Origin of the sequence: Flavobacterium omnivorum (genome assembly GCF_900099915.1) — a bacterium.
Taxonomy (GTDB): domain Bacteria; phylum Bacteroidota; class Bacteroidia; order Flavobacteriales; family Flavobacteriaceae; genus Flavobacterium; species Flavobacterium omnivorum.
Genome location: NZ_FNDB01000002.1, coordinates 12,866 through 39,082, shown reverse-complemented (window position 1 = coordinate 39,082; position 26,217 = coordinate 12,866). Strand labels below are relative to the sequence as shown.

The following is a 26,217-nucleotide window of genomic DNA, read 5'->3' as shown; positions in this document are numbered from 1 at the left end:
AGATATGATCTCTCTTGATAGTGAAATGATTAGAGCTGTAAAAGGTGGGATTGGTCCAATAACAGGAAATAATCTTGTTTGTACTGTAAACACGGCTTGTGGTAAAACTGTTGTTGCGGAATAAAGCTTTCAAATTTCTACCTATTGAAGCCGCAATAGCGGCTTCAATTTTATTAAAATAACACTAAATATTTAAGTCAGATGAAACTAAAATTATCTTATTACACAATTATAACCCCAATAGAGGATGTAATTCTCGTTTATTCAACAAGAACTTCAAAAACACTAGTTTTAAAAAGTGAGTTTTTATTTTTATTGGAAAACGAAAATTTTCAGATGTTACCGGCAGACGTCTTACATGAATTAATATCAATAGAGGTATTAGTTCCTTATTTAGAAGATGAATTAGCTGAAATTATTCAGCAAAATAAAGACTCTGTAGAAGATGATAGTACACTTTACCAAATAATACAACCATCAGCCAATTGTCAATTAGGTTGCGGATACTGTGGACAAGTTCATACTAAAAATCAATTAGAAAAAGAAAATTATGACCTTCTATTAGACAGGTTAGATTATAAATTATCAAAAAACAAAAAGTTGAAAGCATTGCATATAGGTTGGTTTGGAGGAGAACCCTTAATGGGATTGCAAAGCATAAGAGATTTATCATTAAAATTTCAGAATCTGGCATCTAAGCACAATGTTTCTTATTCTGCTAAGATGGTTACCAATGGTCTTGCACTTAAGAAGAATTTATTTTTAGAATTAGTTACAAAACACAATATTAATAACTTTGATGTTACACTAGATGGTATTGCAGAATTTCATGATGCAAGACGCTTTGTGAAAGGTGGTAATAAATCTTTTGATTTAATCTTGGGTAATTTAATTGATATTTTCAATATAGAAAACTATCATGAAATTGGGGCTAGCATATCAATACGATGTAATGTTGATAAGACCAATTATGAAGGAGTAACTCCATTAATTGAGTTGCTCCGTAAAAATAACTTTCATGAAAAGATTTCTGCATTTTATGTTGCGCCAATCCATTCTTGGGGAAATGAAGCTCACTTAGTTTCTTTAGAAAAATCTGAATTTGCAGATAGGGAAATCGGGTGGTTGATTGATTTGTATAAAAATGATTTTGTGTCTGGCATTATACCGCAACGGAACCATCAAGTTTGTATGATAGTAAATCCAAATTCTGAGTTAATCGATGCAAGTGGTGACATATTTAATTGTACAGAAATTTCATATGTTCCTTCTTATGAAGGCTCTGAATATATGTTAGGCAATATAAAAGATATTTCTAAAGGTCATGAATTTGAAAGCAAGCCTTTATTAGATTGGAATGAAATAATTCTTAGCAACAAAAGCGAATTACCTTGTACGACGTGTAAGATGCTTCCTGTTTGCGGTGGACAATGTCCTAAATCATGGAAAGAAGGTATTATAGCCTGTCCTCCCTCAAAATTTAATATCGAAGACAAATTAGCACTTTCGTACCTCGTAACTCAAAAAGGAATAGATTATTTAAAGCAAAACTAAATTTATGAATAAAGATGTGATTTTAAAAATTTTGGAGGGGAGTCAAAGTATTCACCATTTTTCAGAAGAAATTGTTATTAATTCAGAAATTTTTTCTGAAAATTTGAAAAAGCTAATTAAAGTATATTGTAAAAATAGCACTTTATATTTCTTTTATATGAATTATTATAATAATGCGCTAAACGAAGCAAGAAAAAACAACCTTAAACTAGCCGAAAGAAATATAAAAAAAGCAAAAAGCAATGTTGATTTTACAGATTTTGGAAAAGATGAAATAAATATTTTTAATCTTTTGGCATTTACTGTAGATGCCTATATGCTATACAAAAAGGATGATTTCAGAGGATCAATAATGAAAACTATTGAAGTGATGGAATTGGATAATATTTATGAAAAACAATTCTCATTTATTTATTTTCATAAAATCCAGCAGCTACATAATATAAGTCGGGTTTATTTAAAATGTAATGAATTTAAAAAATTTACTCACACGATAGATATATTGCTACAGAATCTATTATTAAACCGCAGTGTTAATTTTGAAAATCAGACATTTGAAAGTAAAGATGTTAATTTTTATTTAGACCTAAGAATACTTATGACCTATCAAGTTTTTTTTGAAGTAATTCATTTTATTGAAAAAAATACAGAAAACGAAAGGCTACATTTTAATGAATGTTTTAAAGCGATTATCGACAATACAGATGAATTTATTTTTGACGAGTTAATAGGGGTGTTTCAGTGGGTAGCTATCAAAAATGATTTATTGAATGGTAAGGTTCTGTCGGAAGTTCTAATTAGTAACTATTTTGAGTCTTCTAAAAAATTCAGCGATAAAACACCAACGGCATCAATAATAAGAAGTTTAAATACTAATTTAGTTCAACAAGATTAAATGGCAATTACTTTTACTCCCCAGCACGATCAAATGGATTGCGGTCCCGCTTGTTTGTCTATGATAGCCAGTAACTATGGTAAAAAATATAGCTTACAATATTTACGTGACCAATGTTTTATAACAAAAGAGGGAGTTTCGCTATTGGGCATAACAGGAGCTGCGCAAACCATTGGTTTAGAGACTCTTTCTGTAAAGTTGAGTGTCGAAAAATTAATTGAACAAAGAACCAATTTACCCGTAATCTTACATTGGAACCAGAACCATTTTGTAGTTTTAAATAAAATAACAAGAAATGCAGTAACAAAAAAAATAGCTTTTTATCTCTCTGATCCAGGATATGGTTTTGTAAAACTAAACAAAGAAAAATTCAATAAGTTGTGGCTTGCAGATGAGAATAGCGGTATTGCACTTTTTCTTAATCCAACTGATGAGTTTTATGAAAGAATTCCTCCCCTTAAAGAAGAATTAACACTTAAATACATTAAGAGTTATTTGAATCCTTATAAAAAGCAATTAAGTAGTATGTTTTTATTATTGCTAATAGGGAGTGCACTTACGTTAATATTTCCATTTCTTACGCAAAACTTGATAGACAAGGGGGTAAATGGAAAAAATATTAATTTGATTTCAATATTGCTTTTAGCACAATTAGGGGTTTATTTAGGGACACTTTCTATAGAGATTGTCCGGGATTGGCTGATGCTCTATGTAGGGTCAAAAATAAGTATTACCATAATTTCGGATTTTTTAAATAAGATTTTGAAGTTACCTATTCGTTTTTTTGATACTAAAATGATGGGGGATTTTAATCAACGAATTCAAGACAACGAAAGAATAGAACATTTTTTAACTTCACAAAGTTTGATTACTTTTTTTTCGATCATTACTTTTTCGGTGTTTTTTGGCGTGCTGTGGTATTATGATTCTACTATTTTGTTAGTTTATTTGCTACTTACGGTGCTGTCAATATTTTGGTCCATCTTTTGGCTAAAAAGACGAAAAATTTTAGATTATTTTAAATTTCAAATACGAAGTCAAAACCAAGAATCTATTTACGAAATCATCAACGGGGTAACTGAAATCAAACTCAATCAATTCGAAGATTTCAAACGTAAGGAATGGGAATCAATCCAACAAAAACTCTTTAAAATCAATATAAGAATTTTAAAACTGGATCAATTTCAACTTTCAGGTTTCCAATTTATCAATCAAATTAAAAATATATTAGTTACCTTTTTAGCAGCGACTTACGTTGTAAAAGGGCATATGACAGTTGGTGAACTTTTGAGTGTTTCCTACATAATTGGACAAATGAACTCACCAGTTAATCAGTTAGTCAGTTTTTTTCGATCGTTACAAGATGCCAAGATAAGCGTAGAAAGATTGAATGAAGTACAACAGCATCCCACAGAAGAAGAAGAGACTTCCGAAATAAGGATTAATAATAGAAAAAATGGTGATGAATCCAAAAAAGGAATAGGGCTTAAAGATGTGAGTTTTCAATATGAGGGTCCAAAATCTCCCTATATATTGAAAGACATTAATTTATTCATCCCAGAAGGTAAAATTACTGCTATTGTAGGTTCTAGCGGTAGTGGGAAAACAACATTGATGAAGGTGCTTTTAAAATTTTATGATCCTTCAAAAGGCGGCATTTTTTATAATTCAGTTTCTATAAGTGATATTTTACCCAAAAATTTAAGGCAAAATTGTGGGGTAGTTATGCAGGATGGGTTTATTTTTTCTGATACCATAGAGCGAAATATTGCGACGGGAGATGAAATTATTGATAAAGAAAAGCTTAAAAATGCAGTCAGAATTGCCAATATTAAAGACTTTATTGAATCATTACCTTTAGGCTACAATACAAAAATCGGAGCCTCAGGTAATGGAATTTCTGGCGGACAGAAACAGAGAATACTAATAGCAAGAGCTGTATACAAAAAGCCACATTATATTTTCTTTGATGAAGCAACATCGGCTCTTGATGCTGAAAATGAAAAGGTAATTCATGATAATTTGCAAGAATTTTTTACAGGCAAAACGGTTGTTATCATTGCACATCGCTTGAGCACCGTAAAAAAGGCCGACAATATTATAGTCCTCAAAGACGGCAAAATTGTAGAGCAAGGAAACCACCATGAGCTGGTGTATAATAAAGCGAGTTACTTTAACTTGGTAAAAAACCAATTAGAGTTGGGTAATTGAAGTCTAACAAAAGTCCTTAATTCTGAATTATTTTCGATCACTACTCAAGTACTGATACTTAAAAATATTGTTTTTATGATTAAATTTTTTATTAGAATAGCTGTTGACTATTCTAAATCAATAACCGTAAAAAGGTCTAAGAATTATTTTACTTTATTAGTGTTGTTTTGTAGCTCTATAGGTTATTCTCAGTTGTCAATCACGGGGAAGGTTACAAACGAAGATGAAAAACCACTAGTGTCGGTTTTAGTTAGTATTTATAGCAAAAAAAACATTATTAGTAATACCATTACAGATAGTATTGGAAGTTATTCATTTAAAAATTTAAAAATGAATAACTACACTATTATTTATAGTTACTCGACTCTTAATGATTCTATTCCGTTAGTGAGGTTGAAAACGGACACAATAATTAATTTCCGACTCCAAAAAGCTAATTTGCTTGACGAAGCCATAGTGAAATATAAGAATCCAACACTAACACGGAAAATTGATAGATTAATTTTTAATGTTTCTGATACAGATATTGTTTATGGAAATAATATTTGGAATGTAATCGAAAAAACGCCTCTCGTAAGTAGTACTTCAGACGGTGAAATTCAAATTAATGGCACTTCAGGGGCAATAGTTTATGTAAATAATAAAAGAAAAATGCTCTCTGGAACTGCTCTAAAAAACTATTTGGGCAGTATTCCCGCGGAGAATTTAAAAAGCATTGAAATAATAACGACTCCTCCAAGTAAGTATGATTCAGAAGGCAGTGCTGGAATATTAAACATCGTTTTTAAAAAAAATAAAGAAGAAGGTTTAATCGGTGATCTATCTTTAAGTTCAAGGCAAACTGCAGTTAATTCTCAAGCGATCAGTAATTCTCTAAACTATAGAAAAGGTAAATTGAATGTCTTTACAACTGCATATTTAAGCAATCGAAATAGGCAGCCTAAATTTAGTAAAGAAATACTATATTCTCGTAATAACAATCAACTAGAAAATAGGGTAATAAACTCGTTTAATGATTTTGAAATTGAATCACCTGGCTTCAATTTAGGTTCAGATTATCAAATTAATTCAAAAAATATCATAGGTGTGTTATTTGACTATTCTGGAAGTTGGCATAATGAGAAACGTATAGCGCTTAGAAATGATTACTTTAAAAACTCTGGTTCTGTTTACGTAACACATAATAAAGATGAATTAAAATCTAAAACTTTTTCGATTAATTTAAACTATGAAAAAAAAATAGATTCTTTGGGTAAAGCTTTGACTTTTGATCTGGATTTCTTGAAATTTATTTCTAGAAATAATTCTGTGAGTGCTACCGACATGATTGACCAAATGACTAATAATCCGTTGTTCAATTTGAATACTTTTAGAAGTTCATCTCCTCAAGAAAATACTATTGGGTCTTTTAAAATGGATTTAGAATATCCAGTTAATGAGAGATTCTCTTTTGATATTGGTTTAAAATCGTCTATTTCAGTAATTGATAATAATTTAATTTTTGAGAATCGAAGTAGTGAAAATGTATGGGAAAATGATATTCTTAGAAGTAACTTGTTTAAATACGATGAAAATATAAATGCTGTTTATGGTTTGTTTAATCATGAATTAAGTTCTAAATGGTCTTATCAAATTGGTGTTCGTTTTGAGAATACAATTTCAAAAGGGTGGTTGCAAAAAGTTAAAGTTATTGATAAGAATTACAATAATATTTTCCCAACAGCATTTCTTAAGTATGCAACTAGTAAAGATAAAAGTTATGTATTAGCCATTACCAGCAGAATAACACGTCCGAGTTATTGGGATCTGAATCCGTTTCGCACTTACACTACAGATGAGACTTATTTTGAAGGAAATCCTTTTTTGCTTCCCTCAAAATACTACAGGCAAGAGATTAGTTATATGTCAAGCAGTTCTAAAGGAACCCTAACAATACAATTAGCAACAAGTCAAACATTTGATGAATTTTTCTCTTTACCGTCTAATCCAACGGAAAACATAATTTCAAATAAAAAAACGAATTATGGGAACAAATATGGCTTTTCAAATACAGTTACCTACTATAGCCAGTTGCAACCATGGTGGAAACTTACGAGCACGCTATTATCCGCATTTGTTAACACTAAAGGAAGTTATGCGGAAAATATAAATATAAATGATAAAACATATCTGTTTAGTGTTTCTGCAAATCAAAACTTTACTATATCAAATCAAAAAGGTTTAACATGTTCACTAATTGTAAGCAATACTTTTCCTAACACAATTGTTAATACTCATATTGGTAATAGACTTGAAACTGAAATTAGATTAAGAAAATCAATTGGAAATTTAAATATAACCTTGTCTGCTCAAGATGTTTTAAAAAGTAATAAAGATAAATATAGAATTCAAGTGAATGATCTTAGAATTACTGACGAAAACTATCATGATACCAGAAGTGTAGCGCTTGCTTTGAGTTATAGTTTTGGCAAATCTACAATTAAGGATAAAAGAGACAGGGAAACTGGGATTTCAGATATTAAAAATAGAATGTAAAAATTGTAGTGTTTTTTCATTTCACGAATAAAAATGAAAGGGCGGTCGCCATGTCCTTACTGATGGCAGTTTTTTAATTTCAAATATTTATATTATGAAAAAAAATGTTAAAGTTGCTAAAAATTCAGAAGAGAAAAAAACCGTTAGCGATGCTTTTAAATCTTTTGAAGATAATCAATTAGACCTTTACAGTGCAATTTTTGCAGGTAGAGTCGCTAGTTGTGCAGTTGTTGCTGTCAGTAGCTTATCAACAGGTGAAGCCATTGCTTCTGCTTATGACAAGCATGACACTTTCTTAAAAGCAGCGGTTTAATTTTTTAACATAGATAGCTAAATCTTTTTAATTAATGATTTCATAACAAGGAGATTGGCTATCTATGTTTCCTAAAAAAAAAGTAAAGACATCCACCTTATAAAGGCATATTAAAATCAATATAAAATTTAAATAACTACTAATAATAAATAATTGTTTTTTCTATAAAATAATTACCAATTCATAATGATAAAAATAACCTCATTTGTACTCAAAATAGCAAGCCGTTGCAATCTAAATTGTTCATATTGTTATATGTACAACTTAGGGGATAAAACATACTTGAACCAACCTAAATTTATGTCTATCGAGACTATAAAAGCATTTGCAAATCAATTTGAATTGCATTCTAATATAGCAGGTATCAAATATGCACAAATTGTTTTTCATGGGGGTGAACCGCTATTGTTAAATCCTGAGTATTTTAAAAATTGTGTTACCATAATTAAGGAGACTGTTCCTAATGTTGAATTCAGCTTTACGGTGCAAACCAATGGAGTGCTATTAAATCAAGAATGGTTTGATGTTTTTAAATCACATGAAATAAGACTAGGGATAAGCCTTGATGGTCCAAAAAAATATCACGATGAGTATAGAGTATTTCACAATGGCAAAGGCTCCTATGAGGATGTAGTTAAAGGATTTAAATTAGCAAAAAAAAATGGTTTTGTTGCTATTTTAATGGTCTTGAATCCAGAATTACCAGCAAAAGATTTTTATGATGAAATAAAAAAATTAGAAGTGGAAAGTCTGAATTTATTATTTCCAGACGGTCACTACGACCAACTCCCGTTTGGAATTGACAAACTAAGGTTTGGAGATGAGGATTATACTCCATATGCTGATTGGTTAATTGAATTATTCCAAATTTGGAAGAAAGATATAGATAGACCCGCAATTCGCTTTTTTGAAGATCTTGTAGAAATGCTTTTAGGGGGAAATCATTCAGGAAATCAAAATTTTGGCAAAAAACAAAATGGAGTTGTTGTAATTGAAACAAACGGAAATATTGAAGTAGTTGATTCGTTAAGAGCTTCTTTTGAAGGTATAACTCGAAATAATTTAAATGTACATACTAATAAAATTCAGGACATTTTTGAAGATGACATCTTTGATATTTATTATAATTCTCATGAAAAAGTATGTGAAAAGTGTTTAAATTGTCCTGTGTACGATATTTGTGGGGGTGGTTTTTTAGGAAATAGGTATGCTTTAAAAAACGGTTTTGACAATCCAACAATATATTGTAAAGATATAATCAGACTTTTAAGTCACATTCAAAACGACATATTAGAGACTTTACCCGCCAACACTTTGGATGAATTAGAAGTCGAGCCATTGTCTTACGAATGGATGATGGGGGAACTAAAAAATCAAGGTGAAGAACTAATTAATAAACAAGTAAAAGAAAAACTTATTTCATTTAAACAAAATCACTAAATGAATTTAAAAAAAGGCCTTAAGATACATAGTGATTTGCCTTCAATTTCTAAACAATTGTTTATTAATGACGGTACAAATCCTTCCAATCCGGAATCTGAATTAAATTTTTTAGAGGGTTCCTATGTGCCTCAACATAATTGGAGAAGTTTAAACGTAAAAGAAGAACGATTATTAATTTCAAATAACACTCAACTACAATATAGTAAATGTATTAGTATAGGAAACATTTCTTCAAGGCTTAAAAACATTGTAGAGGAGCTCAACTTAAAGGAATGTAGTCATCCAGATGAAGTACAACCTAAGATAATGAATAAAGAAACTATTGTAAAGAATTTAAGTAAAGAATTAGATCTTTTTTTAAACAATTTTTCATCTAATAAAATTTATAAGTTTCATCGTATTACTAGAGCGATGCCCAAAAGAGAAACGATAACCTGTCATTATTTTAATCAAGAATTTATATATATTGGTTTACATATTGACCAGAGCAGGGATTTTACAATTCATTCAGCACACAAATCAGGAAATCGCATGTCTATCAATTTGAGTAATGAAACGAGGTCGTTAATTTTTATTAATTTATCATTGATACAGGTTTTTAATATGATAAAAGAGAAAATTAATGTGGCAAAAACTGATATTAATTCTAGCAATATAGCTTATTTATTTTTTAAATATTATCCAGATTATCCAGCAGTAAGACTTGAGCAAAAACCGTATCAGTATTATGTGGCGCCAACAGATAATTTTTTCCATGATGCATCGACCCTAAATAATACTGAAATTGATATTACAATTGTATATACGGGAGTTTTCGATTTGTTATACGAAAATAGCAATCAATTATGAGAATAAAAAGAGGAATTATGCTTCACAATCAGTTTTCAGAGGGATCTGAATCGATTTCTATAAATTCTGGGGTAATTCATTATAGTGAGCAAGTACAAGAGAACATAAATTTTAATGGAATTGTTTTTAAACCCAATTTCGATGAGGATGCTTATCTCCCTAAAAGAGATTGGAGGAAATTGAACGCTGAGGAAATCAAGATTCTTCAACCGAATAAAAAGAAAAATGATTCAAATACAATTTATTTGGGGGAAATACCAGATGATTTGAAAAAATTGTATCAGAACATGAAACTCACCGATTGTAATAATCGTAATGAGGTCTTTGCCAAGTTCAGAGAAAATGAGAGAGCCACAATAGAATTAAATTCTTCAATGGCAAATTTTTTAATGACGTTATCAAATAACAAACCTTTTAAAATTCATTTTTTGGGTTCAAATTTCCCAAATTTAGAAGTTGTCGCATGTGACACAACCGTTTTGCCAAAAGGATATACAGAAAAGGACATGAAATTTCTTGGAATCCATAATGATGGTACACAATATGTATCTACTTATAAGTTATATACATCCGGAAACAGGTTAACAATAAATTTAGGCAATCAAGATCGTTATTTTTTCTTTATCAATATAACTTTGACCCAAGCGTTAAACATGTTGAAGGAAAAAATTAGCGTAAAAGAACATGAAATTGACATTACAAATATTGCTAAATATTATTTCAAATATTTTCCTGATTATCCTATAATAAAGATAAAACAAAAACCGTATCATTATTATATAGCTCCAACTGATAATTGTTTTCATGATGGTTCTACATTGGGTAATACAGATTTAGATGTGATAATTGTCTATTTCGGGGCTTTTCAATTTTAAGTGTTTAATTACCCAATTACTTTAAAAAAATAACATGAAACTAAAGAGAGGGATAATGATTTATAATCAATTATCAGAGGGTTACGATGTAATAAGCATTAATTCTGGATCGGTATTCCATAACAACAGAATTGCTGATGCTGTAAATTTTAATGGATTACAGTATATTCCTAAATACAATGAAGATGCGTATGTAGTAAAAAGAGACTGGAGAAAGTTATGTACTGCGGAAGAAAAAATACTACGTCCTACGAGTAAGTGTACTGATTATAATACGGTGTATTTAGGAGATATTCCTGATGCTCTTAAAATGTGCTTCGAACAGTTAGAATTGGACGGCTCAAAAAACAGAGATGAGGTGTTGCAAAAATTTAGTAATGATGCTCAAAAAACTAAAAAATTAAGTGTTAAATTGGATTCTTTTTTGTTGAATTATACCAATAAAAAGCCATACAGTTTTCATTGTATAGGTCTTAATCACCCCAATATAGAGATGGTAGCTTGTGACACTACCAAACTACCTCCAAATTTTAAGCCTAGTGATATCCGATATATGGGGTTACATAATGATGGAACAAAATTAATGACGATACATACTGCTCATAAATTTGGAAATAGAATTTCTATAAACTTAAGTAGTGAGTCGCGTTCTTTTATTTTTGTTAATCTTTCTATGATACAAGCTTTTAATATGTTAAAAAAGAAAGTGAGTTTAAAAGAAAATGATATTAACATTGCTAATATCCCACAAATTTTCTTTGAACATTTCCCCGATTATCCAGTTTTAAAGATTGACCTTAAACCATATCAATACTATATTGCTCCAACTGATAATTGTTTTCATGATGGATCAACACTTGGTAATGTAAATTTAGATATATGTCTAATTTATTTTGGATCATTTCAATGCTGATATTTACTTAATGTAAAGATTGGAATTATTCCCTGCTTATGACCTAAATGCTTTCTAAATGATAGTTTTTAACATCGTATATTACTGAACATCTTGCTTGAATTATGTTAGTGGTTGTTTGGTTTTTTGCATCACTATATATAGCTTTTAATTTTACCAAAATTGATGAAGAACCACTTTGTAGCTGAATCGTGGCGACCTTTGTAGCGGAATATCCAGTTCAATGTAAGAGCCCGAAAATCAATTTTTTCGCTAGAGAGGACATTAAAAAAAAATAGAAAAGCACTTGTTTCCGATAGTTTTAGTTAGAATATTCATTCACTTTTAAATGAATTCCGATTCCTATATTCAATGGTAATTTTTTATTTTCCCATTCAATATTAACATTGTCTCTAGAAACATAAGGACCACTGAAAACAGTTGAAGAAAATTTAATCATATTGTATTCATTCTCAATGTTTCCATTGTTCTCAAAATCAATCCATTCTATAGCTACTAAAAAGTTGTTTTCAAATGATAAATCCTGATCTGATAAGTCAAATTTAACCATGCCGCTTTTAGTGACTTTAATAACATTATCTTTTCCATTTACTTTTAGTAAATGAATAGTATCATTTGTAATATTATAAAAATTTATTCTAAAAGTTGTAGATTTATATTGAAAGTCAGGAATATTAAATTGAACACTTTTTAAATCATAAATTTTATTCTTTTTTACGGTAATTATTTTGCCTATTTCTGTGCCTAAATGATTTGAACTATAGTAAGTTACAATATTATCGCTTGCTGTTTTAGTACCTACAATTTTTTCCTTAACTTTTCTTTTTTTACTTGAAACAACAACTTCTTTTAAATTCTCAACTTTAGAGTCGAGTTGAATTTCGTTTGTTTTAAAAGAGATTCCTTTTGTCTTTTTTTCAAAATTTAAATGCGAAAAGATTAAAGAATCTTTTTCATTTATAGAGGAATTTTCAATAAAAAAGTTTCCTGAAATATTACTTACAGTTCCAATAGACTTCCCTTTAATTGATATATTTACGTAAGGAATTCCTATTCCGTAATTGTCAACACATTTTCCTGTTATTTGGGAATAAGAATATGAAGTTAAAAATAAAGAAAAAAATAGTAGTCCAGTGTATGTTTTCATTTTTTTAATAAGTTTATATTAAGACGAATAAATTTTATTTTTGTTACAATTTTTATATTCAGTTTAAAATCACTTTCAACTTGTGGCTAGTGCTTTTAAGTATTATCCGTCTTTCCTTCAAATACAATAATTAATCTTTGGATCTATTTTCTATAAGTAAAGTCTCAATTGAAATCCGTTCTTTATAGGATAATCGTTTGTGTATTTTTTCCATAATTCAACAAAGATAAAAATTATCATTTGTTGCATTTTGGTTTAAGACTGAACTTTGTAAGTACAAAACCAACTTCAAATAAGGACTAAAAACCCTAATCTTGCTAAGCATCTATATAATGACTTCGTACTTCTTCCTTTACTATTTTTATTTTAATAGTTTCTCCCAAATTATTGACGCAACCAGCGAACCCAAAGTTCCTATCATGAATGCTGAAATTGTAGATAATATGAGCGTCCAAACAGGGTATTTTTTAATTAAGTCAGCAAGTCTATAATATAACCCCTTTTTTATTGCTTTCAGTTCTTCCTGAATCTTGAATATTGTATTTAAAGGTACTCTTTCTGTGGTCAATCTCTGAACACATGAGTCACAAACGGTAGGTTTGTTGGTTGAATAAACTACGTCACTTTTTATACCATTCATGTCGAATAAACAGCCTCTGCTTTCGTCATGAGTAAAGGTTGTTATTTCGTCTCTTGACGGAATATTATTTCCGTGTCTTTTGTAAATAAGGGTATAGGAATAAAGAAGTCTGTAAACAAGGTTTTCAATCGGAATGTTATTATTGTTCAGGATGTCAGCCATTTCATAAAATGTCATACAAACTCTATTATTTGTAAAACGCCTTGCGTAGTAACTATCTTCTAATGGAACATGGGTCATTGCTATTAAAAAGTCTCCTTCAAAAGTGTCAGGGAGTTGCTCTACAATATTTTCATCTGAAAATTCCCAACTTAGACCATCGGCATTATTAATTATTGAATAGTTATCAATTTGCCCGACAATTTCAAATACGTCAGATTTCCAATTTGATAACTTTGTTTTGTCAAGATCAACAGGAAGTTGTCCGAGAATTATTAATTTAATTTTAATCTTACTCATTTTCTATGACATCGTTTTTTTAAGCGGACTGAGTTCTGTCTGCCAAGATAAAAATTTCTTCATGAACTAACGATTTTCGGATGCAAAAAAATCAACGATTTTGGCTAGCGGCGTTTGGAGCCAGTATGCCATTGTAACCTTAGTTTATTAAAGTATCGGATAAGATTGGCCATTCCTTGAATTTTAGGTACTTCTTTAAACATATAAAGTTGAAGGATTTCCTTATCAGTAACTTAAGATCCTTCGAATCGCCATCTTTTAGCACCTCTGTTCTCTATATCTTGTAACCGTTTTTGAGGTTTAAAGATTGCTCGTATTATTCCCTAATATTCAGCTAAAACGTAATCTATGGTTTGTGCTCTATTTTTATTTAATACCCACCAACCTATAGTTCCTTCATAAATACTAGGTCTAGCGTATATTGGATTTTCGGTTTTTATATTTCTTCTTTTATTGTCAAAAGTATTTTATATGCTGATTACTAGTATGTTGTAGTAAATTTATTTTCTGTCTAATTCTTTTCAATTATACAGTATTTCACACTCTTCGACTATTTTAATGCCGTGATAAAATGAATGATGTCCTGATACTATATTTGTAATTTCAGCAACATCTGCAAAATCTCTGAATGTTAAAAAGTCAATTAAAAGAGATTCTAATAATATCGCTTCACTATCCTCTAAACCGTGGCAAATAATAAAATGTTTTACTTTATTATTATTATTATTTATTGCTTTAATGGTCTCCAATTTTTCGGATTCTCTTGGGCTAACAATTGCTTCATTGATATGAACAAATATTCGGTTAGTATTACCTTTCCCAATATAAAATATTTTATTGTCGCGCGGGTCAATTAAAGCATAAATGTAGGATTTTAATTCTTCCTGTGTTTTTTGGAAAATTCTATAATCATAGTTTTTTATTCTACTTCTTGTTTATACTTGGCTCCTAACTTGTATATATCAGCTATAAAATAGCTTTTTACTTTGCTGCACCAAACCCACAAAACCATTTTAGTTATCCTTTACGGTTTTCCGTAAATACATTTAAAGGATCATTTCAAATGCTCAATCTTCACCACCTCCGAACTCAAAGATTTAGTACCGCTTTCATTCATAGTTTGCTTTACGGTTACTTTAATTTTATCAAATTGAGGAGTAGGGAACTTCATCAGATCTGAAATATTTTTATACCCAAAAGCCTTTGCCAATAATGCAATATGACGCGTAGAATATTTGTGTCGTTGAGTAAATGATTCAACATTTCCAACAAATGTTTTTGTTACACCCATCGCAAGGCTTAAATCTTCCTTAGTAAAACCTTTTGATTTTCTCAAAGTTCTAATGTGATTTATCAACTCAAAATCGAATTGAGTAGTTTGAAATGCAAATGTTTTTTCCATTTAAAGTAAAATATAATATCCAACTTGTTGGATATTTAAATATTATTATTATATTTGTTCTAGCGAATTGACAATTAGCCTTTTTTGGCATAATTAAAACGATGTTTTCTCGAACCGAAACGGCCAATTTTACCTCGAGAGTATCGTGAAGTCGCTCCATGTCAAAAAGTTTATTACTTTTGCATACGGCATGCGAGCGGTTCTCACGTTAGCTTTAGGAGGTAACTTTTCAATCGAAAGATTTAAAAGACGGGTTTGGTCGCCCACGGTCCTAAAGTGTGAAACCGCTCCTTGCTTTTTTCAGCAAGTACCCTTCATACCCGAAATACATCGTTCCATAACCATAAACCTATAAATTATGAGAACGATTTTTTTATGTACAACCTTCACCAAACCACCTTAACTACCTGATAAAAGCAAGACGTCTTTTGTTGTCTCAAAACAGAAACAGACGTTGTCTTAGGATTGGGAAACACGGGTAACTACTCTTATTAGAGACACTTTAACTATCAGAATTTAAGTACTTATGTGTTTAACTCTACCTTGATGTAAAAAAGTGAATTATATAAAATAATAACCCCTGCATAACTAACCTCAACCCAAACCTAAAATGCTTTTGGCATTTACATTTAAGCTTTTCCTTTTTTAAACTCGCAGTTTAAAAGTATTGCCTTTATTTTTATTTTCAAAATGGTATGTTAAAATTTTTAGAGTTTGTTTCTGAAAGGGAAGCAAAAGTGGTTTCACTTGCGCCTAACTTGAATTAAAAACTTTAAAAAAATTCTGTATTTATATAAGTCCTCATAACTATAAACTCCTGCACCGAAAGGTCCTTTGAATAAAAACACCTAGTTAATTTAATTTGAATTTGTTAATAAAAGGTGCAGGCAATTTAGTCATACCGAACAACCATAAACTAACACCTAAACTCGTATACTTATGCTATAGTAAAAAAAACACCATCCCTAAAGACTTTAAGACATTCGACTTGATGACTTTAAGATTTAAAAAAAGTCCCCTAACTCGCCGGCAAGCTAAACTAGAGGACCGTAGCTAACAAAACTTACATTTCATTTAACTAAACCAATATTATGAAAATTATTTCATTAAACAAAGGGTGGCTGGCTCTTTATTATCCTATTATTTTTGGATTTTATCTATGCTGTCTTCCCGTTATGGCTAGAACGCCATTGCCCAAATCCATTATTCAACAATATACTATTACAGGAACTGTAAGAGACGGTCAGGGTGTACTGCCTAGTGTTACTATATCTGTAGCCGGAAAATCAACAGCCACCATTACTGATTATCAAGGTAAATACAGTATAACGGCTACGGCCGCTGATATTCTTGTTTTTTCTTTCGTAGGTTACACCACCTTAAATATTCCTATAGCAGGACGTACTGTAGTTAGTGTACACCTACAAGAAGACGCTACGCAACTGCAGGAAGTAAAAATCAATGCGGGTTACTATTCCGTAAAAGAAAGCGAACGCACAGGAAGTATTGGTCGAATCACTGCCAAAAATATTGAAAAACAACCCGTTACAAATGTCCTTGCAACAATGCAGGGCAGAATAGCCGGGGTTTCTATTGTGCAAGACAGCGGTTCACCGGGTGGTGCTTTTAGCATCAAAATCAGGGGGACAAATAGTTTGCGTGCCGATGGTAACCAACCGCTGTATATTATTGATGGTGTACCTTATTCATCGGAAACTATTGGTTCGATAGCTACCTCGGGAACTGCACCGACCTTGACCAGCCCCTTAAATTCGATAAATCCGCAGGATATTGAAAGCATTGAAGTGCTTAAGGATGCTGATGCAACTGCCATCTATGGATCCCGTGGTGCCAATGGTGTTGTACTTATTACTACCAAAAAAGGAAAAGCAGGGGAGACTCGTTTTAGTATAAATTCCTCCAGCAGTTTTGGTACTGTGGGCGAAACGCCTAAACTCATGAATACCAAGCAGTATCTCGCTATGCGGCAACTGGCATTTGATAATGATGGCGTAAGCACCTATCCAAGTTATGCTTATGATGTAAACGGCACTTGGAGTCCGGAACGTAATACAGATTGGCAAAAAAAACTTATTGGTGGCACAGCTAAAATTCACAATTTACAGGCTTCGGTATCAGGAGGCAGCCGGCGAACCCAATACCTGCTGAGCGGTAATTACAGAACGGAAACAACTGTTTTTCCGGGTGATTTTAAATACACTAAAGGATCAGCTCATTTTAGCATGAACCATACATCGGAAGATGAACGTTTTAAGCTGACATTATCGGGAAACTATACTTCGCAAAATAATAGCCAACCTGCTATAGATCTCACGGCAGTGTCCAGAACTTTGGCACCCAATGCACCGGAGTTGTATGATGAAAACGGTAATTTGAACTGGGAGAACGGCACTTGGAATAATCCCTTGGCCGGATTGGATTCGGAATTTGAGTCACGGATTAACGATCTTGTAGCAAACACAGTGTTTTCATATCGTTTCCTTCCTAATTTGGAGTTTAAAACGAGTTTTGGTTTTACGGATTTGCATAACAATGAGAGTCGTACACAGCCTTCAACCATGTACAACCCGTCGTATGGTTTGGGCTCTGAATTTTCGGCTCTTAGTTCGAATTTCACGAATAGAAATTCTTGGATTGTGGAGCCTCAACTTAATTATAATACCACTATTCGTAAAGGCAAATTTGCCGTATTGTTGGGGAGTACATTGCAAAACCAACGCACGGAGCGGCTTTTTCAGAACGGTTTTGGGTTTGCCAGTAACCGCCTGATCCATGATTTGGCTTCGGCTTCTATCAAGACTGTTGACTTGAGTGATGTTACAATTTATAAATACCAAGCCCTTTTTGCCCGACTGAATTACAATTGGGATACTCGTTACATCCTTAATATTACCGGTCGCCGTGATGGTTCGAGTCGTTTTGGTCCCGGGAAACAGTTTGCCACTTTTGGGGCTGTGGGAGGGGCATGGCTGTTTTCGAATGAAGCTTTTTTGAAAGACAATACGGTACTTAGTTTTGGGAAATTGCGATCCAGTTATGGCATTACAGGTAACGATCAGATAGGGGATTACCAGTTTTTGGATACGTATGTTTCCTCGGGAAACAATTACCAGGGGACGATAGGATTGCAGCCTGTACGGTTGTTTAATCCTGAGTTTGGGTGGGAAAGTAATAAAAAGTTTGAAGTGGCACTGGAAACAGGCTTTTTGGAAGACCGCATTTTCTTGACGTCTGCCTATTACTTAAATCGTTCCTCGAATCAACTAGTAGGTATTCCGCTACCGGGCACAACAGGATATAGCTCGCTATACGCCAATCTTGATGCAACGGTGGAGAACAGTGGGCTGGAGTTTACGCTGCGAACCATTAATTTTTCTCGTGAACATTTTGAATGGACAACTAATTTTAATATTTCAATTAATCGCAATAAACTGATTTCTTTTCCTGGGCTCGAAAGTTCGACTTATGCCAATACTTATGTAGTGGGGCAGCCTATTAATATTATGAAATTGTATCATTATATAGCCATGAATCCTACAACTGGTATTTATCAGTTTGAAGATGTGAACGGTGATGGAACGATCAGCTCTATCGCTGACAGGCATACTCTGGCTAATTTGAGTCCACGTTATTTTGGAGGGCTGGAGAACCAGTTCCAATATAAAGGGGTACAATTGAATTTCCTTTTTCAGTTTGTGAAGCAGGAGGCTTTTGGTGCGCTACCTGGAGTTCCCGGAACAGGAGTCAACCAATTGGCGAGTGTGAGTGATTCAGCAGCACAACAGCCTTATACGGCAGGGTCGAATGGAGCTATTATTAACGCCTATTATCGTTATGGTTTAAGTGATGGTGCTGTACAAGACGCCTCTTATATCCGACTTAAGAACATTTCACTAACATATGATTTGCCTTTTAAAGTTGGTGATCGTTTGCGTTGTCAATTGTATTGGCAAGGGCAAAACCTGCTGACTTTTACTAATTATACTAATGGTGACCCCGAGTTTAAATTCGGAGGATATCTACCACCGCTGAAAGTAAATGCCGTAGGGGTAAAGCTGACTTTTTAATCTAAATTTTTAAATTATGAAATATTTTTTAATAGTACTAGTGATGCTTTTAGCATTGTTCCCTTTTGTGGGATGCGACAACTTCGTGGATGTGGATGTTCCTGACTCTCAACTTACGGGAAACCTTGTTTTTGAAGACCGCACCACCGCCAATGCCGCTATAGCGGATATTTATTCTAAACTGCGGGATAGTGGTATGTTGACCGGATTGACGACAGGCACGAGCGTTAGTTTGGGTATGTATGCGGACGAACAGGTGTATTACGGCACCAGTGATGAAAACAGCTCGTTTTTATTTAATAATACGCTGCTGGCCAATACACCGAGTGTTGCACAACTATGGAATGAAAGTTATCACATTATTTATTGTGCCAATGCGGTTATCGCGGGCTGTACGGACTCGGTTGCACTTTCCGCAGGAGATAAGAAGCAGTTTATAGGAGAGGCAATCTTCGTAAGGGCATTGGTGCATTTTTATCTAACGAACCTGTATGGCGATGTGCCATATATAACTACCACTGACTATAAAACCAACACAATGGTGGAGCGCATGCCTGTCGCTACGGTTTATGAATCCATTATTGCCGATTTGAATCAGGCAGTTGTATCACTGCCTGAAAACTATAGTACAGCTGATAGGGTTAGACCTAACCGTTCGACGGCTAGTGCGATGCTGGCGAGGGTTTATCTTTATGCTGGGGATTGGGCTGAAGCTTCGAATGCTGCTTCGGCGGTGTTGAATAACACAGACTATGTTTTGGAAAATGATATTGAGAAAATATTTCTAAAGGAATGTAAGTCTACCATATGGCAATTTGCTCCCAAACTAGAAGGGAATAATGCGGATGAAGGTTCGACTTTTATTTTTGAAAGCGGGCCACCACCCTTTGTGGGTTTGAGTCCTGAACTGTTCCATTCGTTTGCTGACAATGACCTTCGAAAAACACATTGGATTACCTCCTTAACGAATGGTACGGACATTTGGTATCATGCCAATAAGTACAAACAAAATGGCAATACAGGAAGTTCAGTAGAATATTCGATTGTTTTCAGGTTGGCAGAACAATACTTAATTCGGGCAGAAGCCCGTGCGAGACAAGGGGAATTGATAGGGGCGAAAGAAGACCTGAACGTAGTACGACATACGGCAGGATTGCCTGATACCGATGCTGTTACTTCAGTTGATATTATTGCAGCCGTTTTAATGGAGAGGCGATTTGAATTGTTTACTGAATACGGACACCGTTTTTTTGACTTGAAGAGAAGTGGTTTAATTGATACAATACTACCAATAGTAAAACCGGGATGGAATACGTCTGATGGATTATGGCCAATACCGGAAACGGAGTTGTTAGCGAATCCGAATCTTACCCAAAATCCAGGCTATTAATGAGGTGTTCTTTTTCATCAATGTTTTACGGCATCGTTGCCGTACTCATAATTGGAGTAGCCCCCTGTCCCGTTATGGGACAAGAGCTGGCCAAAAAGCAACTTCTTGAAGCGGATTATTTGCTTTGGGGAACGATGGGAGGGGAGCAAATTTCCCCTAAAGGCAAATGGGGCAGTTATCGGATGTCTTACGAAAATGATATAGATACTTTGTTTGTTGTTAATACACAAACAAAACAACGCTATATCTTGGCGGGAGGTAGCGTAGGCCGATTTAATAGGGAACAGACATTTGCGTATACCAAGAAAGAGGTGCTCGTATTAGTTGATTTGGCTACTGGAAAAGAAAGTCAGATTCCTGCGGTAGAACGCTATGATTTTTCGGCCGATGGAAATAATCTGATAACGATGGAGAAAGGGAGTCAGCTTGTGGTGCGGAAATACGGTCAGATTATCGATCGTATTGCTAATGTGACAGAATACAATTGGGACGATGCTAACAATATGTTACTTTATGCAACTACGGAAAATGGTGAAGGGGCAGTTGGTTATCTGACTTTGGAAGGGAATTATAGCAGACGTTCTATAATACAACCAAAGATGCAATCTTTTAAGGCGCTCAAATGGCAGCATAAAGGAAAAAAAGTTTCTTTTTTTGGAGTAAATGAAGGTCAAGAGAGGCTGTATTGTTATGATATTGTTTCTGGGAGAATGCATATTTTAAAAAGTACAGCTGCTAATTTTCCGCACTTCATGAAAATTTCTCCCGACCAAAATGTGGAGCTGACGGTATCACGGGATGGAAAAAAAGTGTTTTTTGGGATTACCCCTGTTGTTGCGAGAGACACTACAGTAGTAACGGGTGCTGTGGAAATTTGGAATGCTAAAGATAAAATGATTTATCCTGAGCGGACGCTATTGGCTTCGGTAAAGCATCCGCAATACCTTGCTGTTTGGTATCCTGAACTGAATATTGTACGTCAAATCAGCACTGCAGAACAGCCCTGGGTCATGCTGAGCGGCAACCAAGAGTATGCGCTTGTGGCTGCCCTTTTACAGTATGTGCCAAAATACAAATGGATTGCCGATATGGATTACTATTTGGTTAATCTTGAAACTGGTAAACGGGAATTCTTCCTAAAGGAACAATCTGGCTTTATGGATCATATGGGTATTTCGCCAGATGGACGCTATATTAACTACTATAAAGAGAGTAACTGGTGGGTTTATGATATCAAGCGACAAACCCATACTAATGTTACTAAAGGGCTCGACGTAAGTTGGGATAACAGAGCCACTGACCCAGGAAACGAATTGAATGTTTGGAGACAGCCAGGCTGGACTATAGATGATCAATGGAGTTTATATTATGATTACAATGATATTTGGGCCATTTCTCCTGATGGATTGGAGCGTAAACGGCTCACGCGGGGGAAAGAAAAGCAGTTGCGTTTTCGGTTTGATGCTTCGGCAGTGTCAGATCAACAGGGCTTCAATTATTTGGGGATAGGTATATATCGTTATGACCTTTCTAAAAACGTATTACTGACAGCGCAAGATTTATATGGTGGTGCTACAGGATACTATTTGCTGCATCCAAATAAAGTGGCAGTGCCCGTTGCGATGGACAATAGTGCTATCACAAAACTGCAAAAGGGCAAAGAGAGTAATGCTTTTGTTTATGTCACGCAACGATTTGATCACCCGCCTACTCTGATGTTTCGAAAAGAGATTGATAGACCAACCGTTATTTTGAAGCAAAGCAATAGCCAGCAGGAATTATACCAATGGGGAAAATCGGAAATGATTCATTACAAAAATAGTAAAGGAAGGGTATTGAATGGGGCTTTATTTTATCCATCGGGTTATGATTCCTCCAAACGCTATCCCATGGTGGTTTATATTTATGATATAGTATCGCATAGTGTCAACAACTATGTGAATCCAACGTTACACAATACTCTGGGATTTAATATAACAAACCTGACCACCAGCGGCTATGCCGTACTGCTGGCCGATATTGCTTTTGAGAAAGGCAATACAGGATTTTCCGCTGTAGATTGTGTGACTAAGGCAGCCAGTACCGTTGTGGAAATGGGAATAGCAGATCCCAGGAGGTTAGCACTAATGGGGCATTCGTTTGGTGGCTACGAAACAAATTTTATTATTACGCAGACGAATATGTTCGCAACGGCCATAAGTGGTGCAGGGGTGTCGGATACGATGGGGCATTATTTTAACTTTAATACTGTTTACAAAGATATTGATGGCTGGAGATATGAGAATCAGCAATATCGAATGGGTTTTTCTTTTTTTGAGAATCAAGAAGCATACTATCGCAATTCCCCGTTGTTTAATGCCAAAACAATCACTACTCCTTTATTGACTTGGGCAGGTGCACAGGATAGCAATGTACAGCCCAGACAGGCGGCTACTTTTTATGCAGCGCTGAGGCGATTGCAAAAAGAGCATGTTATGTTGGTGTATCCTAATGATGGGCATATTTTTTACAACCCCAAAAATCAAGAAGATGTAACCCGTAAAATGCAGGATTGGTTGGGGCATTATTTAAAGGGAGAGGCAAAGGCGATGTGGATGAAAATAGATAAAGAGCAAAATTAAAAATGTGCAGTTTCCTTCACAGGAAACTGCACATTAAAATTCTAGTGATTACTAAATCACTTTGAATAAATTATCAACACAGGCATTGGCTGCATTTTTTTTCCAAACTTGCCTAGGAGTCGCCTCACTGGACATACAGCTTTGTCCTGTGTTTACGGTCGTACAGTCTACCGAAACTGAGAGACAATTTGACGGATTAGGATTCTGGATAAATCCAGTAATCAATACCGTTTTTTTTGACTCCTTGATTTTTGCTCCGTTGGTGCTAACAGCAGCAGCACTCGCCAATGTGAATGCCAATACAGGCAGGATCACTTTTACAATCGTTTTCATGGTAATAGAATTAAATTACAAATTTGACTTACTCTTTTTTACAGGTTTTCAGTCTCGGTCCTGTTACTGGCCAGTAAATTTTTTATGTTGTTTTGTAGTTTGTCTTGTCGCTTTGGAAACATTGAAAAAATCTTTGCTCAAGCGGTATTTATGTAGCTGATGCCCAATGATAACATACAGATTATTTCCAGATAGTAGCATTGACTGTACTTTAGTCTCATTGATGTCATAGATATAGATGCTTGACAAATAGGCGTTGCTTTGAATGTTATACACATCTACTATGGAAGCTTTTTTCCACATTTCTCTTGGTTCAAAGCGCCCGATAAGTTTAGAATTCACAAATAGTAAATTGCCAGAAACAGCGGTAAGCTGATTGACGGTGGCTGGAAGAGAAGCGATTTTCCGCTGTCCAGTCTCTTTTAAATGTACCACTTTCAGTTTGGCATGTGTGGTTGTGTCAATAGTATTGCCCCGATAGTTGAGTTGGAGGTTTTTATTTGCTACTATGAATTGGTTTCTGTAATAATAAACATAAATGAATTTTTGCGATTGGGTATCATAATGCATCATACCATCAGTATCAAAGAAACCATCAATTTGTTTTTGAAGCAGGGTAGGAGCATATTGAACTTTTAAGGCATCCGAGAAATCAAAGGTTCCCAGTATGTTATTTCGCGATTTTAATTCCTGTGCGCGGAACGCAATTTTGTCTGGCGCGATGATTTCAGCTTTGGAAAAATAGTAATTGTTATTGTGCATAAGTAGTGTTGCTTTCCAGTGCGCTATATCTCCTCTGTAAATAACTGGTACAGTTCCATCCATTAGATAAAAATAAGGCGGTGATACTCGTACCTGAACGGAACGAAAGGGAAAGTCTTCCCGCTCCAATTCAATCTTATATTGGTGTTTTATTTTTAAAGTGCTATCGTAAGCAGTAATGTGTAGCGGTGCCAAACTATTTCCAAGATAAATCGTATTGCCATCGGTGCCAGCAAAATATTGGGAATTACTGTTTAAGTCGGTTGTTGCTATTTTGGTTGCTGAACCTAGGATAAAACGGCGAATAAATGGATTTTCGCGGTGCATTGCATTTTCCGAAGCAAGGTAAATTGCTATGATTTGAACCGTGCTTAAAAACGTAATAATGGACAATTTTACAATAGTATATTTTGTGTTTTTTGTCAGTATCAAAATAGCCGATGCTATCACAAGGATACAACCGATATTAAAAGCCAAATGTTCTTTCCAATCCATTTGTTCGAGGATGCCTCCACAGGAGCATGGGATAAAGGAGGAATAATTAAGAATTACGATTATGTAGGCTGTGAACATTATCATGAGCGTAAAAGAGGCCATGAGACCAAGAAAGCGTGTCTTTGGGATAACAAGCAGTAAAGCAATTGTAAATTCGACCGCTAAAAGGGAATACGAAATGAAACTGGTATAGGCACTTAATAATGGTGACTGTCCAAGTTGGGCTTGAAAATTTTCAAAATCAAGAAATTTACTAACCGCGGCATAGACAAATAGTAGGACAAGCAGTAAACAAATTATGTCCAAAATTATACTCTTAATATTCATATTCAATTTCATATTATCTGTAGGTTTAGTTTAAACGGATCTAATTATGAAATGCTTAATTTGTATATAATCCTTATTAAATTTTTATATACTATTATCCATTTTATTACTGCATTTGAGGTATTAAATTTCACCATTGTATTCAAATTCCATTGAATGAAAAAAAGTGTTTTATTTAAGATTTAATTATTTGGAATTGAAACTGAAACAAAATTACAGTAGTCTGTTTGATAACGTGTTACCGAAATCCGGTATGGATTTGTCAAAATCCGCTAGTTTAGTTAAAGTTTTAAAAAAGTGTGCAGAAATAAAATTGACGAATAAAAAGGGTGTCAAATAAACAATGTATGTTTATTTGACACCCTTTTATTTTCTTCTTTTATAATTTGTTATTACTTCACGGTTTCGCTCAATGTTTTCAATTTTTCATTGAGTTCTATAAGTCCGGCTTTTTGTAAACACTCATCTCCAAACAGTTTTAATTCCTGGAGATTTTCTTCTGGAACACTTGTTATGAGAATTGATGGTTTATCATCGTCTTTAGGTGCTAATCCACGTTCAATGACATGGTTTAATAACAGCACATTTTTTCGTGAAATTTTCAAATCAATCTTCACTACATCATTCATTCCAGGGATACTAAGTACAGTATCAAAAACCTTGGCTACATCATTTGTTGTCATAATCTTCACGTTTTTAATTAATAATTTATTTTACAAAGGTATAAAGTCGTTTATGAATTTTGATAGGTAAAATTTACCTATGATAGGCAGAATCCATAGCACTTACTTAATTTTGTATCTGATTTAAATGCAGAAAATCCAAATGGACTATAGAATTTTAGATAAACAGAGTTAGAATAATGTGCTTTAAATTTGGTATAAAATGTGTCAATTAAAAATGGTTTAAAAAAAACGATTTGAAAGAGTTTAAAATATGAAAATCATATTTCAAAAGAATCGGTT

At 33.6% G+C, this 26,217-nt stretch carries 19 protein-coding genes; 12 read left to right on the top strand and 7 right to left on the bottom strand.

Going from position 1 to position 26,217, the window contains the following annotated elements:
• The first annotated feature begins 201 nt into the window (after window positions 1-201).
• The 9 genes from BLS90_RS02230 to BLS90_RS02190 all read left to right on the top strand — a co-directional run bounded on the left by BLS90_RS02230 (window position 202) and on the right by BLS90_RS02190 (window position 11,588).
• On the top strand, window positions 202-1,554 hold the full coding sequence (locus tag BLS90_RS02230) for a radical SAM/SPASM domain-containing protein (protein ID WP_091254732.1): 1,353 nt from the start codon (window positions 202-204) through the stop codon (window positions 1,552-1,554).
• Between the two features lie 4 nt (window positions 1,555-1,558).
• Window positions 1,559-2,449 (top strand): hypothetical protein, encoded by an 891-nt coding sequence (locus BLS90_RS02225; protein WP_091254728.1) that lies wholly within the window; start codon window positions 1,559-1,561, stop codon window positions 2,447-2,449.
• Window positions 2,450-4,660, top strand: coding sequence for a peptidase domain-containing ABC transporter (locus BLS90_RS02220; protein WP_091254725.1), 2,211 nt, complete (start codon window positions 2,450-2,452; stop codon window positions 4,658-4,660).
• Window positions 4,661-4,735: 75 nt separating this feature from the next.
• Window positions 4,736-7,195: a TonB-dependent receptor gene (locus BLS90_RS02215; protein WP_091254722.1), complete on the top strand. Its 2,460-nt coding sequence runs from the start codon at window positions 4,736-4,738 to the stop codon at window positions 7,193-7,195.
• A gap of 94 nt (window positions 7,196-7,289) precedes the next feature.
• A complete protein-coding gene (locus BLS90_RS02210) occupies window positions 7,290-7,508 on the top strand; it encodes a hypothetical protein (protein WP_091254718.1) in 219 nt (72 codons plus the stop codon).
• Between the two features lie 186 nt (window positions 7,509-7,694).
• Window positions 7,695-8,948, top strand: coding sequence for a radical SAM protein (locus tag BLS90_RS02205; RefSeq protein ID WP_091254714.1), 1,254 nt, complete (start codon window positions 7,695-7,697; stop codon window positions 8,946-8,948).
• Window positions 8,949-9,800, top strand: a complete 852-nt coding sequence (locus tag BLS90_RS02200; protein WP_091254710.1) for a hypothetical protein — start codon at window positions 8,949-8,951, stop codon at window positions 9,798-9,800.
• Entirely contained in the window at window positions 9,797-10,675 is an 879-nt protein-coding gene (locus BLS90_RS02195; protein ID WP_091254707.1) for a hypothetical protein, read from the top strand. The genes BLS90_RS02200 and BLS90_RS02195 overlap by 4 nt, the downstream gene beginning before the upstream one ends.
• 34 nt (window positions 10,676-10,709) lie before the next feature.
• Window positions 10,710-11,588: a hypothetical protein gene (locus BLS90_RS02190; protein ID WP_091254703.1), complete on the top strand. Its 879-nt coding sequence runs from the start codon at window positions 10,710-10,712 to the stop codon at window positions 11,586-11,588.
• Window positions 11,589-11,889: 301 nt separating this feature from the next.
• On the opposite strand, the gene BLS90_RS17045 is transcribed toward BLS90_RS02190, so the two are convergent.
• The 4 genes from BLS90_RS17045 to BLS90_RS02165 form a co-directional block, all read right to left on the bottom strand.
• Window positions 11,890-12,735 carry a carboxypeptidase-like regulatory domain-containing protein gene (locus BLS90_RS17045; protein WP_245705032.1) on the bottom strand — a complete coding sequence of 282 codons (846 nt, stop codon included), beginning with the start codon at window positions 12,733-12,735 and terminating at the stop codon, window positions 11,890-11,892.
• A gap of 361 nt (window positions 12,736-13,096) precedes the next feature.
• Complete coding sequence (locus BLS90_RS02175; protein WP_091254700.1) at window positions 13,097-13,834, bottom strand: hypothetical protein; 738 nt, start codon at window positions 13,832-13,834, stop codon at window positions 13,097-13,099.
• 521 nt (window positions 13,835-14,355) lie between these two features.
• The gene (locus tag BLS90_RS17325; protein WP_394331020.1) at window positions 14,356-14,667 is read right to left on the bottom strand and encodes an LEM-3-like GIY-YIG domain-containing protein; all 312 of its coding nucleotides are present in this window, start codon (window positions 14,665-14,667) and stop codon (window positions 14,356-14,358) included.
• Between the two features lie 221 nt (window positions 14,668-14,888).
• Window positions 14,889-15,236, bottom strand: coding sequence for a helix-turn-helix domain-containing protein (locus BLS90_RS02165; protein ID WP_091254697.1), 348 nt, complete (start codon window positions 15,234-15,236; stop codon window positions 14,889-14,891).
• Between the two features lie 1,091 nt (window positions 15,237-16,327).
• Between BLS90_RS02165 and BLS90_RS02160 the strand changes: the two genes are divergently transcribed.
• From BLS90_RS02160 to BLS90_RS02150, 3 genes are all read left to right on the top strand, one after another.
• Window positions 16,328-19,324 carry a SusC/RagA family TonB-linked outer membrane protein gene (locus BLS90_RS02160; RefSeq protein ID WP_091254694.1) on the top strand — a complete coding sequence of 999 codons (2,997 nt, stop codon included), beginning with the start codon at window positions 16,328-16,330 and terminating at the stop codon, window positions 19,322-19,324.
• Window positions 19,325-19,532: 208 nt separating this feature from the next.
• Entirely contained in the window at window positions 19,533-20,714 is a 1,182-nt protein-coding gene (locus BLS90_RS02155; protein WP_394331018.1) for a RagB/SusD family nutrient uptake outer membrane protein, read from the top strand.
• A gap of 248 nt (window positions 20,715-20,962) precedes the next feature.
• A complete protein-coding gene (locus BLS90_RS02150) occupies window positions 20,963-23,335 on the top strand; it encodes an alpha/beta hydrolase family protein (protein ID WP_175455418.1) in 2,373 nt (790 codons plus the stop codon).
• A 51-nt stretch (window positions 23,336-23,386) separates the two neighbouring features.
• Here BLS90_RS02150 and BLS90_RS02145 read toward each other — a convergent pair whose 3' ends face one another.
• From BLS90_RS02145 to BLS90_RS02135, 3 genes are all read right to left on the bottom strand, one after another.
• Entirely contained in the window at window positions 23,387-23,668 is a 282-nt protein-coding gene (locus tag BLS90_RS02145) for a DUF6520 family protein (protein ID WP_091254688.1), read from the bottom strand.
• A 63-nt stretch (window positions 23,669-23,731) separates the two neighbouring features.
• Complete coding sequence (locus BLS90_RS02140) at window positions 23,732-25,252, bottom strand: MauE/DoxX family redox-associated membrane protein (RefSeq protein WP_175455417.1); 1,521 nt, start codon at window positions 25,250-25,252, stop codon at window positions 23,732-23,734.
• A 392-nt stretch (window positions 25,253-25,644) separates the two neighbouring features.
• On the bottom strand, window positions 25,645-25,935 hold the full coding sequence (locus BLS90_RS02135; RefSeq protein ID WP_317039363.1) for a hypothetical protein: 291 nt from the start codon (window positions 25,933-25,935) through the stop codon (window positions 25,645-25,647).
• Window positions 25,936-26,217: the final 282 nt, after the last annotated feature.